Raw genomic sequence first — 15,443 nt, 5'->3', positions numbered from 1 at the left:
TAAAATTCAACGTGTCAGAACTCGTTGATCCAACAAGATTTTAGACCGGAGGGATTTGTTATGAAAGCTATTCTGCATAGAGAAAAAAGCGGAGTCGACGGACTGGTTTATTCCGCAGCGGAAGACAAGCATCCCGGATACGGGGAAGTTAAAGTCAAGCTGATCGCTGCGGGTCTCAATCACCGCGATTTGTTCGTTATAAATGACCGGAATGCCGGAGACAGGCCGTTAATACCCGGCTCGGACGGAGCGGGGATTGTGACGGAAATCGGAGAAGGCGTCTCCCCCGACCTTCTGAACCTGGAGGTTGCGCTGAATCCGACTTTAAACTGGAAAAAAGCGGACTCCCTGCCGGAAGATCTTCAAATCATCGGAAGTCCCTCCGACGGGACTTTTGCCGATTTTATCATCGTACCCGCAGAAAATGCCGTCGCTAAACCCTTTCACCTCACCTGGGAGGAAGCCGCCGTTCTCGGTTTGTCCGCGCTGACCGCTTACCGCGCGTTATTTACCCGGGGCGGACTTAAGGCAGGCCAGCACGTCGTCATCCCCGGTATCGGGGGAGGCGTCGCGACGATCGCGCTCCAGATGGCCAAGGCTGCCGGGGCCCGGGTCAGTGTCTCGTCCCGAAGCGAACACAAGCTGGAGATGGCCCGGCGTCTCGGGGCCGATTTCTGTTTTGAAAGCGGCGGAAGCTGGAAAGCCCTCTTCGAAGAAACGAGGGCGGATTTGGTACTGGACAGCATAGGTCCCGCTACCTTCCCCAACTATTTCGACGTCCTTAAACCCGACGGGCGTATCGTCAGTTTCGGAGCCAGCTCGGGGGATTCCGTCGAACTGCCGCTGCGCGCCCTCTTTTTCCCCCAGCTCAGTGTGATCGGAACGTCCATGGGCAGCTCGGAGGAATTCCATGCGATGCTCCGATTTGTGGCGGAACACAACCTCAAACCCGTCGTACATAAAGTGTTTCCGATGCGCGACGCGGTACAGGCTTTCGCCTATATGAAGGAGGGCCGGCAGTTCGGCAATCTGACGCTGATGAATGACGACAAAGCGTAAGTTGAATTCAAAACATGACGAAGGGAGCCGCTGGACAAGTGGCTCTCTTTTTTGCGTTCGCCTCCTCTATCCGTCTATCTGCGAACTTGATATTTTCGAATGAACGTTATATTGTTAACCTGTATTTATCATATTAGGTTGACAATTAAAACGGAAGGATGCGGTTCGATTGCTTACAACCTACAATCAATTGGCCGAACTGAACAAAGCCCATCTTTGGCACCCTTTTACGCAGATGAAGGATTACTGTGCCGCCGATCCCGTCATTATCGAACGCGGAGATGGCGTCCGGCTTTTTGACACGGAGGGAAAAGCTTATTATGACGGCTTTTCCTCCGTCTGGCTCAACGTTCACGGCCACTGTGTTCCGGAACTGAACCAGGCGATTATCCGGCAGCTTGAACTCGTTGCACACTCCACCCTGCTCGGACTAAGCAATATTCCCGCCATCGAGCTGGCCGCGAAACTATCGGAAATCGCGCCTGACGGGCTCCGGAAAGTATTTTTCTCGGATTCGGGAGCAACCGGCGTGGAAATTGCCCTTAAAATGGCATATCAATACGCTCGCAACAAAGGCATGGAGAGCAAACGAACGTTTATCACGATGAAAGAAGCTTATCACGGGGATACGATCGGAGCGGTTAGTGTAGGAGCGATTCCGCTGTATCATGAAGTTTTCCGTCCGCTGCTTTTTGAGGCTCTTACGATCCCTTACCCGGATTCTTACCGGCACCCCGGCGGCGCATCCGGCGCGATGTCCGAAACGCTGGAAACGCTGCGGCTTCTGCTCGAAGCACGCGCAGATGAAATTGCCGGTCTCATCGTCGAGCCGGTTGTGCAAGGCGCCAGCGGCATCATCGTCATGCCCGAGGGCTGCCTTCGCGAGATCGCCCGGCTGTGCCGCAAGCACGGCGTACTGCTGATCGCCGACGAAGTGGCGACCGGATTCGGACGCACGGGCGCTATGTTTGCCTGCGATCTCGAAGACGTGGCACCGGATCTCATGGTGGTAGGCAAAGGCTTGACGGGAGGCTATCTTCCGGTGGCAGCTACTCTTGCGACCGACGAAGTGTACGAAGCCTTTTATGCGGACTACGAGGAGCAGAAAACGTTTTTCCACGGTCATTCCTATACGGGAAATCCGCTGGGCTGCGCGGTCGCTCTGGAAAATCTCCGGTTGATGGAAGAACGCCGTGTGGTGGAAAGCATTGCCGCCAAAGCCAAATTTGTAGCCGACAAGCTCTCTTCCCTGAAAACATGCCCCCACGTGGGCGATATCCGGCAGCAAGGTCTTCTCGTCGGAATCGAACTGGTCCGCGACAGAAGGACCAAGGAGCCCTACGCCTGGGAGGAACGGGTTGGCGTTCACGTATGTTCGAGAGCCCGGGAACTGGGGCTGCTGACGCGGCCGCTCGGCAATGTGATCGTCTTCATCCCTCCGCTGGCAAGCACAAGGGAAGAGCTGGGGGCCATGACGGACATCATCGCCGCTTCTATCCGTGACGTTACGGAACAGGGGTGGCGGCCATGAGCGGAATCCGGGGGATTTTCGTAACCGGGACGGATACCGGGACCGGCAAGACGGTCGTCACCGCCGCCCTGGCCGCCGCGCTGCGCTCGGAAGGCTGGAACGTGGGCGTCTGGAAGCCGGTTCAGTCCGGCGAACCTATCGGCAGCGGACTAAGCGACGCCGAAAAACTTGCGGCGGGAAGCGGCATTTCCGATCCGCCGGAAGAAGTGGCGTCCTTCACGTTCCGCGCTCCGCTTGCACCTTCCCTCGCCGCAAAGGCAGAAGGCGTTCGTCTGACGATGGACATGCTTTATGAAGCCGGGCAGCCCTTGTGTTCACGCTACGATGCGATGCTCGTCGAAGGAGCGGGCGGAGCGGCGGTCCCCTTGACGGAAGACGCCCTGCTTGCGGAATGGATCGCCTTCCTCCGCATGCCGGTGCTGATCGTAGCCCGCGCGGGACTCGGGACGGTCAACCACACCCTCCTGACGGTCTCATTCCTGAGGCAGCGCGGGATTGACATTCTGGGTGTCGTGCTTAACGAAGGCACCCGCGCTTCTGGGGTGGCTGGGGTTGCTGGGCCTCCAGGGGTTCCGGGGGTTCCGTATGCTGCGGACGTACAAAACGCGCCGGACGGGCCGGACCCGAGCGTCGCCGGAAATGCCGCCTTAATCGAAACATTCGGCGGCGTCAAGGTTTTGGGCCGTTTTCCTCCTATAGGGGACGGGCCGGGGCCGCGCCTGCTCGCGGAGACCGTACATACGGCACTGGATTTGGCTCCGGTCCGCTCCTTTTTGTCAAAGTGCCTGGAGCCGTCGCCCGAACTATCCAAAAAAGCTCCCGAGGTGCGGATATGAACACAATGAGCTGGATCGATAACGAACTGCGGGCGTTGGAGGACGAATCTCTGGAGCGCACGCTGGCGGATACGGGAGTATCCCGCTCTCTTCCCGGCCATTTGATGCGCGGAGGGCAGACTCTTCTTGATCTGACTTCCAATGATTATCTGGGCCTGAGCCGTCATCCGGACATCGCGGAAGCGATGCGCGGCGCGCTGCGGGCGAAATGCGGCTCGGGAGCGGCGGCTTCCCGGCTTCTCACGGGCAACCGGCCGCCTTACAGCGAGCTGGAAGCCGAGCTGGCCGCCTGGCAGAAGAAGGAAGCCTCGCTCGTCTTCGCTAACGGCTATATGGCCAACCTCGGTACGATACGCGCCTTGGTCGGCCGGGGGGACGCCGTTTTTTCCGATCGGCTCAATCACGCCAGCATAACGGACGGCATCATCCTGAGCCGGGCCGGACATGTCCGCTACCGGCACAACGATGTGGAGCATTTAGAACACCTGCTGAAAAAATCCGATAAGGCAAGGCGCAGGCTGATCGTAACGGATTCCATTTTCTCTATGGATGGAGATTCGGCGCCCCTACACAAGCTTGTGGAGCTGAAACATAATTACGGCGCGATGCTCATGGTGGACGAGGCTCACGCCGAAGGGGTTTACGGACCCAGCGGCGAAGGGCTCTGCCACGCCATGGATGTGCACCGGGAAGCCGACGTCATCATGGGAACGTTCAGCAAAGCTTTCGGCGTGTACGGAGCGCATATTACCGGCAGCCGGACTCTGATCCGCTGGCTGGTCAACAAAGCTCGCCCACTCGTTTATTCGACCGCTCTGCCGCCGTCCGTTGCTGCCGGGATATTCCGGGCGCTTGGGATTGTGCAGACCGCGCACGACCGGCGGAATCATCTCCAGGAAATTTCCGGCCGGTTCCGCCAAAAGCTTGCGCAAGCCGGTTTGAGCGTGATGCCGGGAGACTCGCCTATCGTTCCCGTGATTGCCGGAAGCAGCCGCGATTCGCTTCGTTTGTGCGAGGCGCTTGAACGGCACGGTATCGCCGCCCCCGCCATACGCCCTCCGACTGTTCCGGCCGGCAGCGCCCGGGTCCGCTTCTCTCTTTCGGCGGCACATAGCGATGCCGTCTTGGACAAGGCTGCCGAAAGTATCGTGAGCGCGGCAGAGGAAGCGGGGATTCTCGCATGAAGCGTGCCCCTTATCAAATGCCCGGCGGAGGCGTTCACCCGGTGATGGAACGAGGCGCAGAGCACGGCGAAAAACTTAGCGAGGAGTGCAGCACAAATAGCGCAGCTCGCGGTTTGGGGCATAACACAACGCACGGAGATAGACATGTTGCCGAGCAAAGCGCAGAACAGCGCGCAAAGCACTCCACACCAATCGACACGGAGTTTGGCCTCCAACCGGGTAAATATACTGAACGTCCCGGGGCTTACTCGGAAAAAAGCGGCTCGATCCTGTGGCTCAGCGGCTGGAGTATGCCCCCTGCCATCTTCCTTGATGTCCGTCGGGAGCTTCCGGAATTCCGCCATTTCTATGCGGATTACGGCTTGGCGGAATCCCCCGAGGCTATCGCGGAGTCGGTCCGGCGCCTCGCTCTGTCTCTCCGGGCCGGCGAACCGCATGGCGAACCGTGCAGCGAGCCTCATGAGAGAGCGGCTCCGGCTCCTCTGCTGATCGCGGGCTGGTCACTCGGGGGGCTGCTCGCCCTGCGGCTCGCTTCCGAAGGATTAGCGGCAGGACTCGTGCTGTTCGGGGCTACCGCGTGTTTTGTACGCCAGCCCGCCGAGCAGCAGTCAGGCTGGGCTCCCGCTTCCGTGCAGGCCATGATTCCGGCGCTCCGCCAAGATGCGGACCGGGTGCTGCAGCAGTTCCGCAGGCAGATGTTCACGAAAGAGGAGCGGCGGGACGGACTTGGCGCCAATCTTCCCGAAGCGAGCGGTTGGAGCGTGCCGGGGCTTATCGCCGGCCTTGAGCTTCTCGCCGCCGAGGATGTGCGGGACGTGATGCCGGACATTCGCTGCCCGGCCCTGTTGATTCACGGTACGCACGATAAGATATGCCCTTACGCCGCGGCACTGGAAATACTAGCGGGCGTTCCGCAGGCCGTGCTCGTGGAAGCCGCCGGATGCGGCCATGTTCCCTTTCTGCAGAAAGAACGGCAAACCGCCGAAACGATAAGGAGCTGGTGGAATGACTCATCTGAGCGGCAGAATCCGGCGCCAGTTTGACCGGAGCGCAGCCGGGCTTTACGACCAAAATGCCGCGGTTCAGCGGTATATGACCGTGCAGCTTGTCCAGTTAATCCGAGACGAGCTGCAGCCCCCGCCGCACAGCCGGCTTGCCCGTATTCCGGCAAACCATCAGCCTGTGCTGGAAATCGGCTGCGGCACGGGCCTGCTCACGGAGCGGCTGGCAGCTTTGCTGCCGCCCGGCGGCGAAATGACCGCGGCCGATCTCTCGCCCGCCATGCTGGAAGCGGCGAAAAACCGGCTGGACGCCCGCAGCGGGCGAAGTGATCGCGGGTCCGCCGCTCCCCGGGAATCTTCGGCGACGGCGTCTGCTTCGCCCGAATTCCCGGACACCCGGCCCGACTCAGTCCGGTTCCTCCAGGCGGATATCGAGAAATGGGCCGCCGATGCGCCCGCTTCTTCTTACGGGCTGATCGCTTCCAGCGCCTGCTTCCAGTGGTTCACCCGCCCTGTGCAGACGCTGTTTCACCTGCGCAGGCTCCTGAAGCCCGGCGGCAAGTTGATGTTCGCCACCTTCGGCCCCGCTACGTTTACCGAGCTGCACCGTTCTTTCGACAAAGCTTACCGGTCTATGGAAGTCCCGCCGCAGCGGCACGGTTTGTCTTTTCATGGCGGGGACCAGTGGACGGATATGCTTCGTCAAGCAGGCTTCGGCGAGATTCGGACGACGCGCCTCGTGCGGACCGAGTATTTTCCCAATGTCGCCCTCTTCTTAAAAAGCGTGAAAGCTCTCGGCGCAAGCACGACTAACGCCTTACAGGTGCCGGGCCTGAGCCCCAGACGGCTTTTCGGCGGCATGTTTGAACACTACGAAAAGGATTTCGGCACACAGGGACGTATCCCGGTTACTTACGAGCTGCTGTTGATCCGCGCGACTTGAAGCGATTTATGCCTTCGTTCGCCCCTTTTCTTTTTCCCTCGATTATTTAGAAATAAATGATTGAGACGTCATGGTAAATGATGTATATTTTAGTTATAAAAGGATCATCCGTTTCCATGGAGCTTACTTTGTAAGTCTCCTCCCCGTTTTATGTAAGCGTTTTAAAATCCTGCATTCGAACCCGGTATAAGCTCTTACGAGAGTTTATATAACACCCCTACCGAAAGGAGGCAGACCGGCAGCCTTGTGAACGCAATCGTCCGAAAAATCCGGTTTTACCGAAAGGAGGTTATTGACGAATTTAGTAGCGTTTGTGCGCAGCGTCCCTTCGTTCCGATTCGAACCCCAATCCATTCAAGGAGGCTCTATTATGACCCCAATCTCGCTCCGCAACCCCGTCCTGGCCAAGTGTCTGATCGCAAGCGGACTGGCACTTGCTTTGGCGTTCTGCCTGCTTCTTTTTACCGAAAAAGCGTCGGCGCACGGATACATCGAATCACCGGGAAGCCGCGGTTACCTGTGCGCTGCCGGCAAAAATAAAAACTGCGGTGCGATCATTTACGAGCCGCAAAGTCTCGAAGCCTACAAGGGATTCCCGGCAGCCGGCCCGGCGGACGGCAAAATTGCCAGCGCAAGCGGCCTGTTTCCGGAACTGGATCAGCAATCGGCCACACGCTGGACCAAAGTGAACATGTCTTCGGGAACGAATACGTTCAAATGGACCATTGAAGCCAATCATGCGACTACAAGCTGGAAATATTACATCACCAAGCAGAACTGGGATCCGAACGCGCCTTTGAGCCGCGCTTCCTTCGATCTGCAGCCTTTCTGCTCCGTTAACTTCAAAGGAAAGCAACCGGGATTCACGTACACGGACACCTGTAATGTGCCAAGCAGAACGGGTTACCAGGTCATTCTGGCCGTTTGGGAAATCGCGGATACGGAGAATGCCTTCTACAACGTAATCGATGCCAATTTCGGCGGCGGCGGCCCGGCTGATACAACGGCACCGACAGCCCCGTCAAACGCGGCTGCTTCCAACATTACGGCGATCGGCGCGACGATTAGCTGGAGCGCGTCAACGGATAACGTCGGAGTGACGGCCTACAAGATTTATAACGGTTCCACTCTCGTCGGTACGACTGCGAACGGAACGACGCTAAGCTACAACGCGGCCGGTTTGACGGCGAACACGTCCTATACGTTCACGGTCCGCGCCACGGACGCGGCCGGCAATGACTCGGCTGCCAGTAACGCCGTGACGTTCAAAACAACGGCGGCCGCAGCCGATACGACAGCGCCTACCGCTCCGTCCGGGCTGCAAGTCGTCGGTTCGCCGACTTCTTCGTCCGTTTCGCTTAAATGGGGCGCTTCCACCGACAATGTCGGTGTAACCGGCTACCGTGTCTATCAAGGCGCCACGCTCGTAAAATCCGTCTCCGGCACAACGCTGGAAACCGTGATTAGCGGATTGAGCGCCAGTACCGCTTACACGTACACGGTGCGCGCTTTCGATGCGGCCGGCAACGAATCGGCTGACAGCAATGCCGTCAGCGCTACGACCTCCGCTCCTCCGGCAACCGCTCCGTGGGCCCCGAACACCGTTTATACGGCGGGCACGCTCGTAACGTATAACGGCAGCACATACGAGTGCAGGCAGTCGCATACTTCCCTGGTCGGCTGGGAGCCTGCCAATGTTCCGACCTTGTGGCTGAAAAAATAAACTCCGGTGCGAGCGCTCCTGCTCGCCGCCCCTTTTGAACGAAGAAGAGCGGCCCTCCCGTTAACCGACGGAAGGCGCCGCTCTTATTTTGTGACGCTAAACCGTTTCAAGTGATGCACCCGTCGTATCGTACGCAGAGCCGCCAGACTGCATGTAATCGCGCGAGGAATCCCGGGCAGGAAGCCCCGTCATTCTTACCGTTCAACCCGTTCGAACCGTATGTCCCGTAAACCCCGTGCGTCCCCTTCGGACCGTTCCGTCAGTTCCTTCAATCCCTTCCACCCGGTCAGGTAAAATTTTGCGTCAGTTTGTTCCAATACGTAGATGGATGCAGGGCGGGATATTTGAAAAAGGTTTCCGGCCCGGAGATTTTCTCCGATACGCTCAAATCATAGTCGATCATTTTTTTCACTTGGTCCGCAAACGATCTGCCTTTGACCAACACCCCCAGCTCGAAATCGTGGCAGGCGCTTCGCTCATTAATATTGTAGGAACCGTGAAACACGCAGCCGGACCGTTTGTCATAGGTGATTTTCCAATGAGAAAATCGCTCCGTATGGCTGTAGTCATAGAAAGCCACGCCTTTGAGAAAAGGCTCGTACATGTTGCTGCGCACCGCCGAACCGTTGGTCGGATGGTCGTTTACACGCAGGGGATTGCATAACGCGATGCACCCCGACCTCTGCTCATCCAGGCTTTTCAGCTCGTCCCAGAAGGCTTGGTCGATCAGGTACGGATTGACGATCACCGTTTCGTCACCGGCATACGTGAGCAGGGACAAATAATACTGCTGGATCACGTTCACCGGATTCCCGGGAAAGCTCGCGTACAGCGTGCATTCTTCATCACCGAAGCGCATATCCGTCTCCGGCTTGTAGAAAGAATCTTCGGGATCGAAAACGTCGCCGCCAAGCACCGTCCATTGAAAGGAGAAGATCCGGTTCAGCGTTAACGCTGCGGCTCCCCGGATTCGGAAACATCCGTCGTGCCACTCTTCTTCCCGGGCCGGTACGCCAAGCCTCGGCTCCCTGTCCCCTTCCGCATAAATTGGTTCGGCATCGTTCAAAACCGGCGTATCGAACAAATATTGATCCCCTACGTTCACGGAGCCGACAACGGAGCTGATTCCGTCGACAATCATAAACTTGCGGTGATTCACCACGTTGACTCCCATCGTCATCTGCTCCTGAACGTAATCCTGGAGAAACAGGCTGCTTTCGGGCACTCCCCGGGAAGCCAGCTCCGCTCTCTTGGCGGGCCATTCTTCTTTGCCGTAGCACGTTTTAAACGTATTGATGACCTGTCCTCCGGCTTCTTCGAGCTTTTTGATCACTTCCTCCAGATTCCCCACGTCGAGGTTCTTGTCGTACCCCAAGGCGGTAATTCCGAAATCGGCCATCAGCCGGACTTTGACGCCCCGCTTCAGCGCATCCAGCAGCGCTCCGGCGATTTTTTTCCCGGATTGGTCGTTAAAAAACAGCATCACGGAAAAATGGATATACCGCTCCGCTTTCCCGATCTCGTCCAGCAGGATACGCAGGCAGTCCGGACCGTTCACGTAGGCTTCGACCCTGTTACCGGACGTTGTCTGCGGCAGCAGGGCGTTCAGCTTGGCCAGATCCAGGCCCCTCACATATGAACCCAGTTCTTCGATTACCTCCCGCCCGACGCCGGGGATAGACAGAAGCTGCTCATAACTCGTAAAAATGCCCCCGATTTCCTGCCGGTAACGGGCAGCCGCCTCGAACGGAATGTTAGCGGAGGCGAAATCCACGGCCTGCCGAGCCCCGTCGATCACCTTATCCACCGGACCCCGGGAAAGCAGGTAATTAATCAAATTTTTAATTCCCTCCCGCACCGCTGCCGCGTCCTCACAGGAAGTTTGTTCCGTATCTTTCGGCTTTTCCATCGTCAACCCTTCTCTCTCTTAGCTGAGGCCATGTCTACTATACCTTTAAACAAAAAAAAGAGCGGTCACCCGCTCTTTTTCATCCAAAATCAGGAGATGCTCTCCATGTATTGATTTGATGCCGTTTCTTCAGCGCGTTTCCCTGTGCAGCGTGTGGCGCTTAAGGCGCGGACAGTATTTGCGCAGTTCCAGCCGGTTCGGCTGAGTTTTCTTGTTTTTCGTCGTCGTATAGTTGCGATCGCCCGTTTCCGTGCACGCCAGCGTAACCGTCACTCTCATGCCCATTCACCTCCTCCTTATACTCTTCCTGTTTCGTTTAAATAGAGGCCTCGTTCAGCTCACCGACCAGATTAGGCAGTTCATCCGCAAACCGGCTCCAGTCGCTCCGCATTTCTTCCTCGGTCAGCAGACAGGCGTCCAGGGAACGGACAATTTCCTCTTGATCCAGATCAAGCCCGATAAACACCACTTTGTTGAGGCGATCACCGTAAACGGGGTCCCAGTGCGGTATGGAATCTCCTTCTTCGGCAAGGATTGCCTGTTTCTCCGTTTCGGGGAGCGCGGCCACCCAGTAGCCCGCCGGTCCGAACCGGATCGAAAGCCCCGCCTGGCTGAGATTCTGGGCGAACTTGTTCCGGGTAGCGAGCCACATGATTCCTTTGGCTCTCACGATTTCGGCCGGCCAGTCCTCCATCCAGCTTTTGAGACGCCGGGGCTCGAAGGGCAGGGCGCGCTCGTACACGAAAGAAGAAATTCCGTACTCGTCGGTTTCAGGCGTATGCTCCTCCTTCTCCATTTCCCTTATCCAGCCCGCGGAAGTGCTGGCCTCCTCGAAATTGAACAAATTCGTGTTCAAAATCTCGGCCGGTGCCACCTCGCCCATAACGGACCGGATGAATTTCGCTTTCGGCTGGAGGGAACGGAGAACGCGTTCCAGCTCCAGAAGCTCGTCCGGATCGATCCTGTCGCATTTGTTAAGCACAAGCACGTCGCAAAATTCGATCTGGTCGATGAGCAGATCGACCACGTCCCGATTGTCGTCGTCGCTGACGGCCTGATTGCGGTCCAGCAGCGTTTCTCCCGAAGCGTAGTCATGCCAGAACCGGAAAGCGTCCACGACCGTAACCATCGTGTCCAGACGGCAGTACCGGGTCAGATCGATGTCCTGCTCCTCATCGATATAAGTAAACGTCTGAGCTACAGGCAGCGGTTCTCCCACCCCGGTCGATTCGATCAGAATGTAATCGAACCGGTTTTCTTTCGCCAGCCGCTCCACTTCTTTCAGCAGATCGTCACGCAGGGTGCAGCAGATGCAGCCGTTGGACATCTCGACGAGGCTTTCGTTCGTCCGTGAAATCCCCCCGCCGTCTCGGATCAGATCCGCATCCACGTTGACTTCGCTCAAATCATTGACGATAACGGCCACCTTTAAGCCGTCCCGGTTATTCAGCACATGATTCAACAGCGTTGTTTTTCCGGCACCCAGGTAGCCGCTTAAGACCGTCACGGGTATTTTGTTATCCATTTCTTCGCACTCCTTTATTGATACTTATTAGCATGTCACGATACCGAATTCCGCCTCGTTAAAGCGGCGATCAGCATTTTCGTCTCCTTTTCAACCCCGCTATGTAAGAGCAAACGACTTTCTCGCCCCTCTTTAATAGTAATCGTTACGATTACGTATAACGGAAAATATACCGCCTTTCGCCACTCCTGTCAATATTGAATTTTTTCCGCGCAACAGTGGAGCGTGCAATCCGGGTTTCCGTCCGATGTCGGCGGATGGGGGTTGAAACCTGCGCGGACCTGGTATATACTTAGCAAAATCATTGATATCGGTATCACGCCCGTGAAGAGAATCCAACTCGGAGGCGTTTTCGCCAAGGAGAAGCACGGCGCTTCCCCTAAGTTAACCGGGTCCGCCCGTTACCGCGGAACTAAAGTGGATCGGGCGCCGCAAACGTCCGGTCAATTTGGGTGGCACCGCGAGAACATAAAAGCGCTCCTCGTCCCATGAAGACGACGGGCGCTTTTTGTATACCCAAAAAAAAGGAGTGCGGTGCCATGTTAGACGTAAAATGGATACGGGCCCATCAAGCGGAAGTCGAGTACGCAGCCCGGCACAAAGGAATCGAAGTTTCCATCCCGGAGCTTCTGGAACTGGATGAGGCGCGGCGGAGCCGACTGGCCGAGATCGAGGGGCTGCGGCAGTCGCGCAATGCACTTACCGAAGAAATCGGCATGCTTCTTAAGCAGGGCAATCAGCCCGAGGCCGCACGCAAGAAGCAAGCGGTGAAGGACATTCATCTGCGTCTGAACGATTTGGAGGCGGCGTACCGGTTAACCGATCAGGCGTACACGGCGGCAATGCTGCGCGTGCCGAATCCCGTGTCGCCCGATACGCCGGCCGGACAGTCCGACAAAGACAATATCGAGCTGTACCGGGCAGGCACTCTCCCCGACTTCGCGTTCGAGCCGAAGGATCACGTAGCGCTGGGAAACCTTCATCGCATGATCGACATCCCTCGCGGCGTGAAAACAGCCGGCCCCCGTCAGTATTATTTGACGGGCGCGGGAGTTCTGCTGCACCGGGCGGTTCAGCAGCTTGCTCTGGACCTGCTCACGGAGAAAGGCTTTATGCCCGTGGACGTGCCGCTGATGGCGCGCGGGGATGCCCTTCTGAACACGGGCTACTTTCCCCTCGGGGAAGATCAGACTTTCAAGCTGGCCGAAGAAGACAAATGGCTGGTCGGCACCTCGGAGGTCCCGCTTGTCTCCTACTATAGCAATGAAATCGTGGATCTTGCCGAGCCTGTAAAGATGGCGGCCGTCTCCCTCTGCTTCCGGAGTGAAGTCGGATCGGCCGGAAGAGACGTCCACGGACTGTATCGCGTCCATCAATTCGCCAAGGTGGAGCAAGTCGTCATTTGCGAGAACAGTCTGGAGAAATCGGATGAGCTGCTGCGGGAGATTACTGAAAACGCGGAAGAGTTGATGCGGCTGCTCGAGCTGCCGTACCGGGTCGTGGCGGTTTGCTGCGGAGATATGGGGCAAAAAACGTATAAACAGGTCGACATCGAAACCTGGATGCCGAGCCGGAATGCCTACGGGGAAACGCATTCGTCGTCCAACCTGCTTGACTTCCAGGCACGGCGTTCGAACATCCGCTACCGCAATGCGGAAGGACGGCTGACGTACGCCTATACGCTGAACAACACCGCGGTCGCTTCGCCGCGTATTCTGATTCCGCTGCTTGAGAATCATCAGCGGGAGGACGGCTCGATCCGTATTCCCGAGGCACTGAGAAAATACATGAACGGCATCGAGGAGATCCGGGCCGTACAGGAATAAAAAAACTGCCGGAGAATGTCCGGCAGCCGGAGCCGAAGAGGCTGCCCCAAAAGTCACGAAAGTGACTAAGGGACAGCCTCTTTTTAACGGCACGCATTAACGGTACGTACGCAAACGGTGCGCAAAGGTTTAAGGAGCCGCCGTAATGACGAAAGCTTCCCAGGCTCCGCCGACGGAGTCCCGGTTCGCGATCAGCACGGCTCCCTGATTCAGATCGGCGCTAACCACTTTGTCGTTCGCCAGCGCTTTCAGCCCCACGCTTCCGTCAGGCAGCGCGATTTGCCGGAACTTCTCCCACTGCTGGATGTCCGTTATTTCGGGTTATCCTTCCATGTACCGTTTAGCGCGGTATTCCTGCGGGGTGATGCCTTCTTTTTCCTTGAAGACCCGGGTAAACAGCTTCGTATTCTCAAAGCCGACCTGTTCGGCGATTTCATACACTTTGTTATGACTGCTTTCCAGCAGCTCTTTGGCCCGGGAAATGCGGATTTTTTTAAGATAGCCGACGAAGTTGTCCCCGGTGTATTCCTTAAAAATTTTGCTGAAATACGTATAGTTCAGCGATACATAGTTGGATACCATCGCCATGTTGAGATCCCGGGCATAATTTTCTTCCATGTATTTGACCGCCCGCTTGATTTCGATATGATCGACGTGCACTTGTTTCATCCGGCCGACGTATTCGTCCAGCAGCTCGACCAGACGTTCCGCGCAATCCGCATATTCGTGGTAATGTTCGAAATTGTCAATCGTGCCCGCTTTTTTGTATATTCTCAAAATCTCCACGGATTGCTCCCCGTACGTATGAAAAACCTGATCGAACACATCCTTGTTCAGCAGGCTGGAGACCGCTTCCACGTAGGCGATGCCTTCTTCGCGAGCTGTACGCGCGTCCAGAGCATGCGCAAGCAGCGCTTTGATTTCCCCGAGCCGTCCCGTTCCGAGCTTATTGGAAATTTGCCGGATGTGCTCGCGCGGGATTTCTCCGCGATCCCGCTTCTCCTCCAGCTCCTCCACAAGCTGCACGCTGCCCCCGGCCGAAGCGATAAAGGTGCTGCGGAGGGCCCTCAGCGCCTCGCGGTAGGCTTCCTTGAACAGCGCCGCATCGCTCTTCTCCCGGCTGACGCCCGCGCGCAGCAAAGGCCGGCCCCCGGCCGGGACTGCCGCCCGCAGCAGACGCGGCACGCCGTCGCCCGGCGCCAGCAGGACAAGGCTGCGGTCCTTGTCCATGAACACGAACGTGCTCGCGCTGTTCAGCAGCGGCTGCAGATTCGGCGGAATCAGCCGTTCCAGGCGTGTGAGCCCTTCGTCCAGCTCACGGGGGCGCAGATCCGGCGGAAAGCGCAGCAGCCCGAGCCTCCAGACGCTACCGTTGTCCGTGAATCCAACGGTAGCGAGCCGCAGCCTGATTTCGGCTGCATCCATCTCCGGATGCATCAGAATATAATTCAGCTGGCTCGAATGGAACGATTCCAGCTCGCCGGATCCGGTGGAGAACTTACCCGGCTGCGCCTCCTGCCGGGCTTGCTGCCGATCCAGTTCCTTCTCGGCCTGCCGCAAGGCTTCGTAGAGCTCTTCGCGCATGATCGGCTTCAGCAGGTAGCCTTTGACGCCGTTGCGGATCGCTTCCTTGGCGTAAGCGAAGTCGTCATGCCCGCTCAGAATAAATACGAGCGGCTTGACGGGCAATGTTTGCAGCTCGCGAAGGAGCGCTATACCGTCCATTCCGGGCATGCGGATGTCCGTAATGACGATATGGACGCCCTCATCACGCACAATCCGCAGCGCCTCCTCTCCGTCCGAGGCGAGTTCAATCTCGTAAGTCCCGGCAAATTCCCTCCGGATCATGGAGGAAACCCCGAGCCGGATGTTCTTTTCATCGTCTACAATCAACAATTTGCGCATA

Annotated in this window: 13 protein-coding genes; 8 read left to right on the top strand and 5 right to left on the bottom strand. The window is 57.3% G+C overall.

What is annotated here, in order from left to right; genetic code table 11:
- Positions 1-60: 60 nt before the first annotated feature.
- From PCH01S_RS00135 to PCH01S_RS00105, 7 genes are all read left to right on the top strand, one after another.
- Entirely contained in the window at positions 61-1,059 is a 999-nt protein-coding gene (locus PCH01S_RS00135; protein ID WP_042225678.1) for a quinone oxidoreductase family protein, read from the top strand.
- Between the two features lie 169 nt (positions 1,060-1,228).
- On the top strand, positions 1,229-2,590 hold the full coding sequence (bioA, locus tag PCH01S_RS00130; RefSeq protein ID WP_042225676.1) for an adenosylmethionine--8-amino-7-oxononanoate transaminase: 1,362 nt from the start codon (positions 1,229-1,231) through the stop codon (positions 2,588-2,590).
- Positions 2,587-3,426 (top strand): dethiobiotin synthase, encoded by an 840-nt coding sequence (gene bioD, locus PCH01S_RS00125; protein ID WP_042225675.1) that lies wholly within the window; start codon positions 2,587-2,589, stop codon positions 3,424-3,426. The genes bioA and bioD overlap by 4 nt, the downstream gene beginning before the upstream one ends.
- The gene (bioF, locus tag PCH01S_RS00120) at positions 3,423-4,610 is read left to right on the top strand and encodes an 8-amino-7-oxononanoate synthase (protein WP_042225674.1); all 1,188 of its coding nucleotides are present in this window, start codon (positions 3,423-3,425) and stop codon (positions 4,608-4,610) included. The genes bioD and bioF overlap by 4 nt, the downstream gene beginning before the upstream one ends.
- Complete coding sequence (locus tag PCH01S_RS00115) at positions 4,607-5,653, top strand: alpha/beta hydrolase (RefSeq protein WP_042225673.1); 1,047 nt, start codon at positions 4,607-4,609, stop codon at positions 5,651-5,653. The genes bioF and PCH01S_RS00115 overlap by 4 nt, the downstream gene beginning before the upstream one ends.
- Complete coding sequence (locus tag PCH01S_RS00110; protein WP_042225672.1) at positions 5,616-6,554, top strand: methyltransferase; 939 nt, start codon at positions 5,616-5,618, stop codon at positions 6,552-6,554. Before PCH01S_RS00115 ends, PCH01S_RS00110 begins: the two co-directional genes overlap by 38 nt.
- Positions 6,555-6,924: 370 nt before the next feature.
- The gene (locus PCH01S_RS00105) at positions 6,925-8,277 is read left to right on the top strand and encodes a lytic polysaccharide monooxygenase (protein WP_042225671.1); all 1,353 of its coding nucleotides are present in this window, start codon (positions 6,925-6,927) and stop codon (positions 8,275-8,277) included.
- 286 nt (positions 8,278-8,563) lie between these two features.
- On the opposite strand, the gene PCH01S_RS00100 is transcribed toward PCH01S_RS00105, so the two are convergent.
- The 3 genes from PCH01S_RS00100 to PCH01S_RS00090 all read right to left on the bottom strand — a co-directional run bounded on the left by PCH01S_RS00100 (position 8,564) and on the right by PCH01S_RS00090 (position 11,711).
- The gene (locus tag PCH01S_RS00100) at positions 8,564-10,186 is read right to left on the bottom strand and encodes a phospholipase D-like domain-containing protein (protein ID WP_042225669.1); all 1,623 of its coding nucleotides are present in this window, start codon (positions 10,184-10,186) and stop codon (positions 8,564-8,566) included.
- A 129-nt stretch (positions 10,187-10,315) separates the two neighbouring features.
- The gene (gene rpmG, locus PCH01S_RS00095) at positions 10,316-10,465 is read right to left on the bottom strand and encodes a 50S ribosomal protein L33 (protein WP_009673609.1); all 150 of its coding nucleotides are present in this window, start codon (positions 10,463-10,465) and stop codon (positions 10,316-10,318) included.
- 37 nt (positions 10,466-10,502) lie between these two features.
- Complete coding sequence (locus tag PCH01S_RS00090) at positions 10,503-11,711, bottom strand: GTP-binding protein (RefSeq protein ID WP_042225668.1); 1,209 nt, start codon at positions 11,709-11,711, stop codon at positions 10,503-10,505.
- A gap of 539 nt (positions 11,712-12,250) precedes the next feature.
- Between PCH01S_RS00090 and serS the strand changes: the two genes are divergently transcribed.
- Positions 12,251-13,537, top strand: a complete 1,287-nt coding sequence (gene serS, locus PCH01S_RS00080; protein ID WP_042225665.1) for a serine--tRNA ligase — start codon at positions 12,251-12,253, stop codon at positions 13,535-13,537.
- A 129-nt stretch (positions 13,538-13,666) separates the two neighbouring features.
- Here the strand turns inward: serS and PCH01S_RS31130 are convergent, their stop codons facing one another.
- Together PCH01S_RS31130 and PCH01S_RS00075 are read right to left on the bottom strand one after the other, a co-directional pair.
- Positions 13,667-13,795, bottom strand: coding sequence for a hypothetical protein (locus PCH01S_RS31130; RefSeq protein ID WP_255246816.1), 129 nt, complete (start codon positions 13,793-13,795; stop codon positions 13,667-13,669).
- Between the two features lie 63 nt (positions 13,796-13,858).
- A complete protein-coding gene (locus PCH01S_RS00075) occupies positions 13,859-15,442 on the bottom strand; it encodes a response regulator (protein ID WP_042225664.1) in 1,584 nt (527 codons plus the stop codon).
- Position 15,443 lies beyond the last annotated feature (1 nt).

Source organism: Paenibacillus chitinolyticus NBRC 15660 (assembly GCF_000739915.1).
GTDB lineage: Bacteria > Bacillota > Bacilli > Paenibacillales > NBRC-103111 > Paenibacillus_F > Paenibacillus_F chitinolyticus.
The sequence above is the reverse complement of the archived record's forward strand: the minus strand, read 5'-3'. Positions and strand labels throughout refer to the sequence as shown.

Bases quoted from the DNA above. Each gene is read 5' to 3' on its own strand.
- PCH01S_RS00075 (WP_042225664.1), bottom strand. From the start codon at position 15,442: ATGCGCAAATTGTTGATTGTAGACGATGAAAAGAACATCCGGCTCGGG.
- PCH01S_RS00110 (WP_042225672.1), top strand. From the start codon at position 5,616: ATGACTCATCTGAGCGGCAGAATCCGGCGCCAGTTTGACCGGAGCGCA.
- bioF (WP_042225674.1), top strand. From the start codon at position 3,423: ATGAACACAATGAGCTGGATCGATAACGAACTGCGGGCGTTGGAGGAC.
- PCH01S_RS00100 (WP_042225669.1), bottom strand. From the start codon at position 10,186: ATGGAAAAGCCGAAAGATACGGAACAAACTTCCTGTGAGGACGCGGCA.
- serS (WP_042225665.1), top strand. From the start codon at position 12,251: ATGTTAGACGTAAAATGGATACGGGCCCATCAAGCGGAAGTCGAGTAC.
- PCH01S_RS00090 (WP_042225668.1), bottom strand. From the start codon at position 11,711: ATGGATAACAAAATACCCGTGACGGTCTTAAGCGGCTACCTGGGTGCC.
- PCH01S_RS00115 (WP_042225673.1), top strand. From the start codon at position 4,607: ATGAAGCGTGCCCCTTATCAAATGCCCGGCGGAGGCGTTCACCCGGTG.
- PCH01S_RS00135 (WP_042225678.1), top strand. From the start codon at position 61: ATGAAAGCTATTCTGCATAGAGAAAAAAGCGGAGTCGACGGACTGGTT.
- bioD (WP_042225675.1), top strand. From the start codon at position 2,587: ATGAGCGGAATCCGGGGGATTTTCGTAACCGGGACGGATACCGGGACC.
- rpmG (WP_009673609.1), bottom strand. From the start codon at position 10,465: ATGAGAGTGACGGTTACGCTGGCGTGCACGGAAACGGGCGATCGCAAC.
- PCH01S_RS00105 (WP_042225671.1), top strand. From the start codon at position 6,925: ATGACCCCAATCTCGCTCCGCAACCCCGTCCTGGCCAAGTGTCTGATC.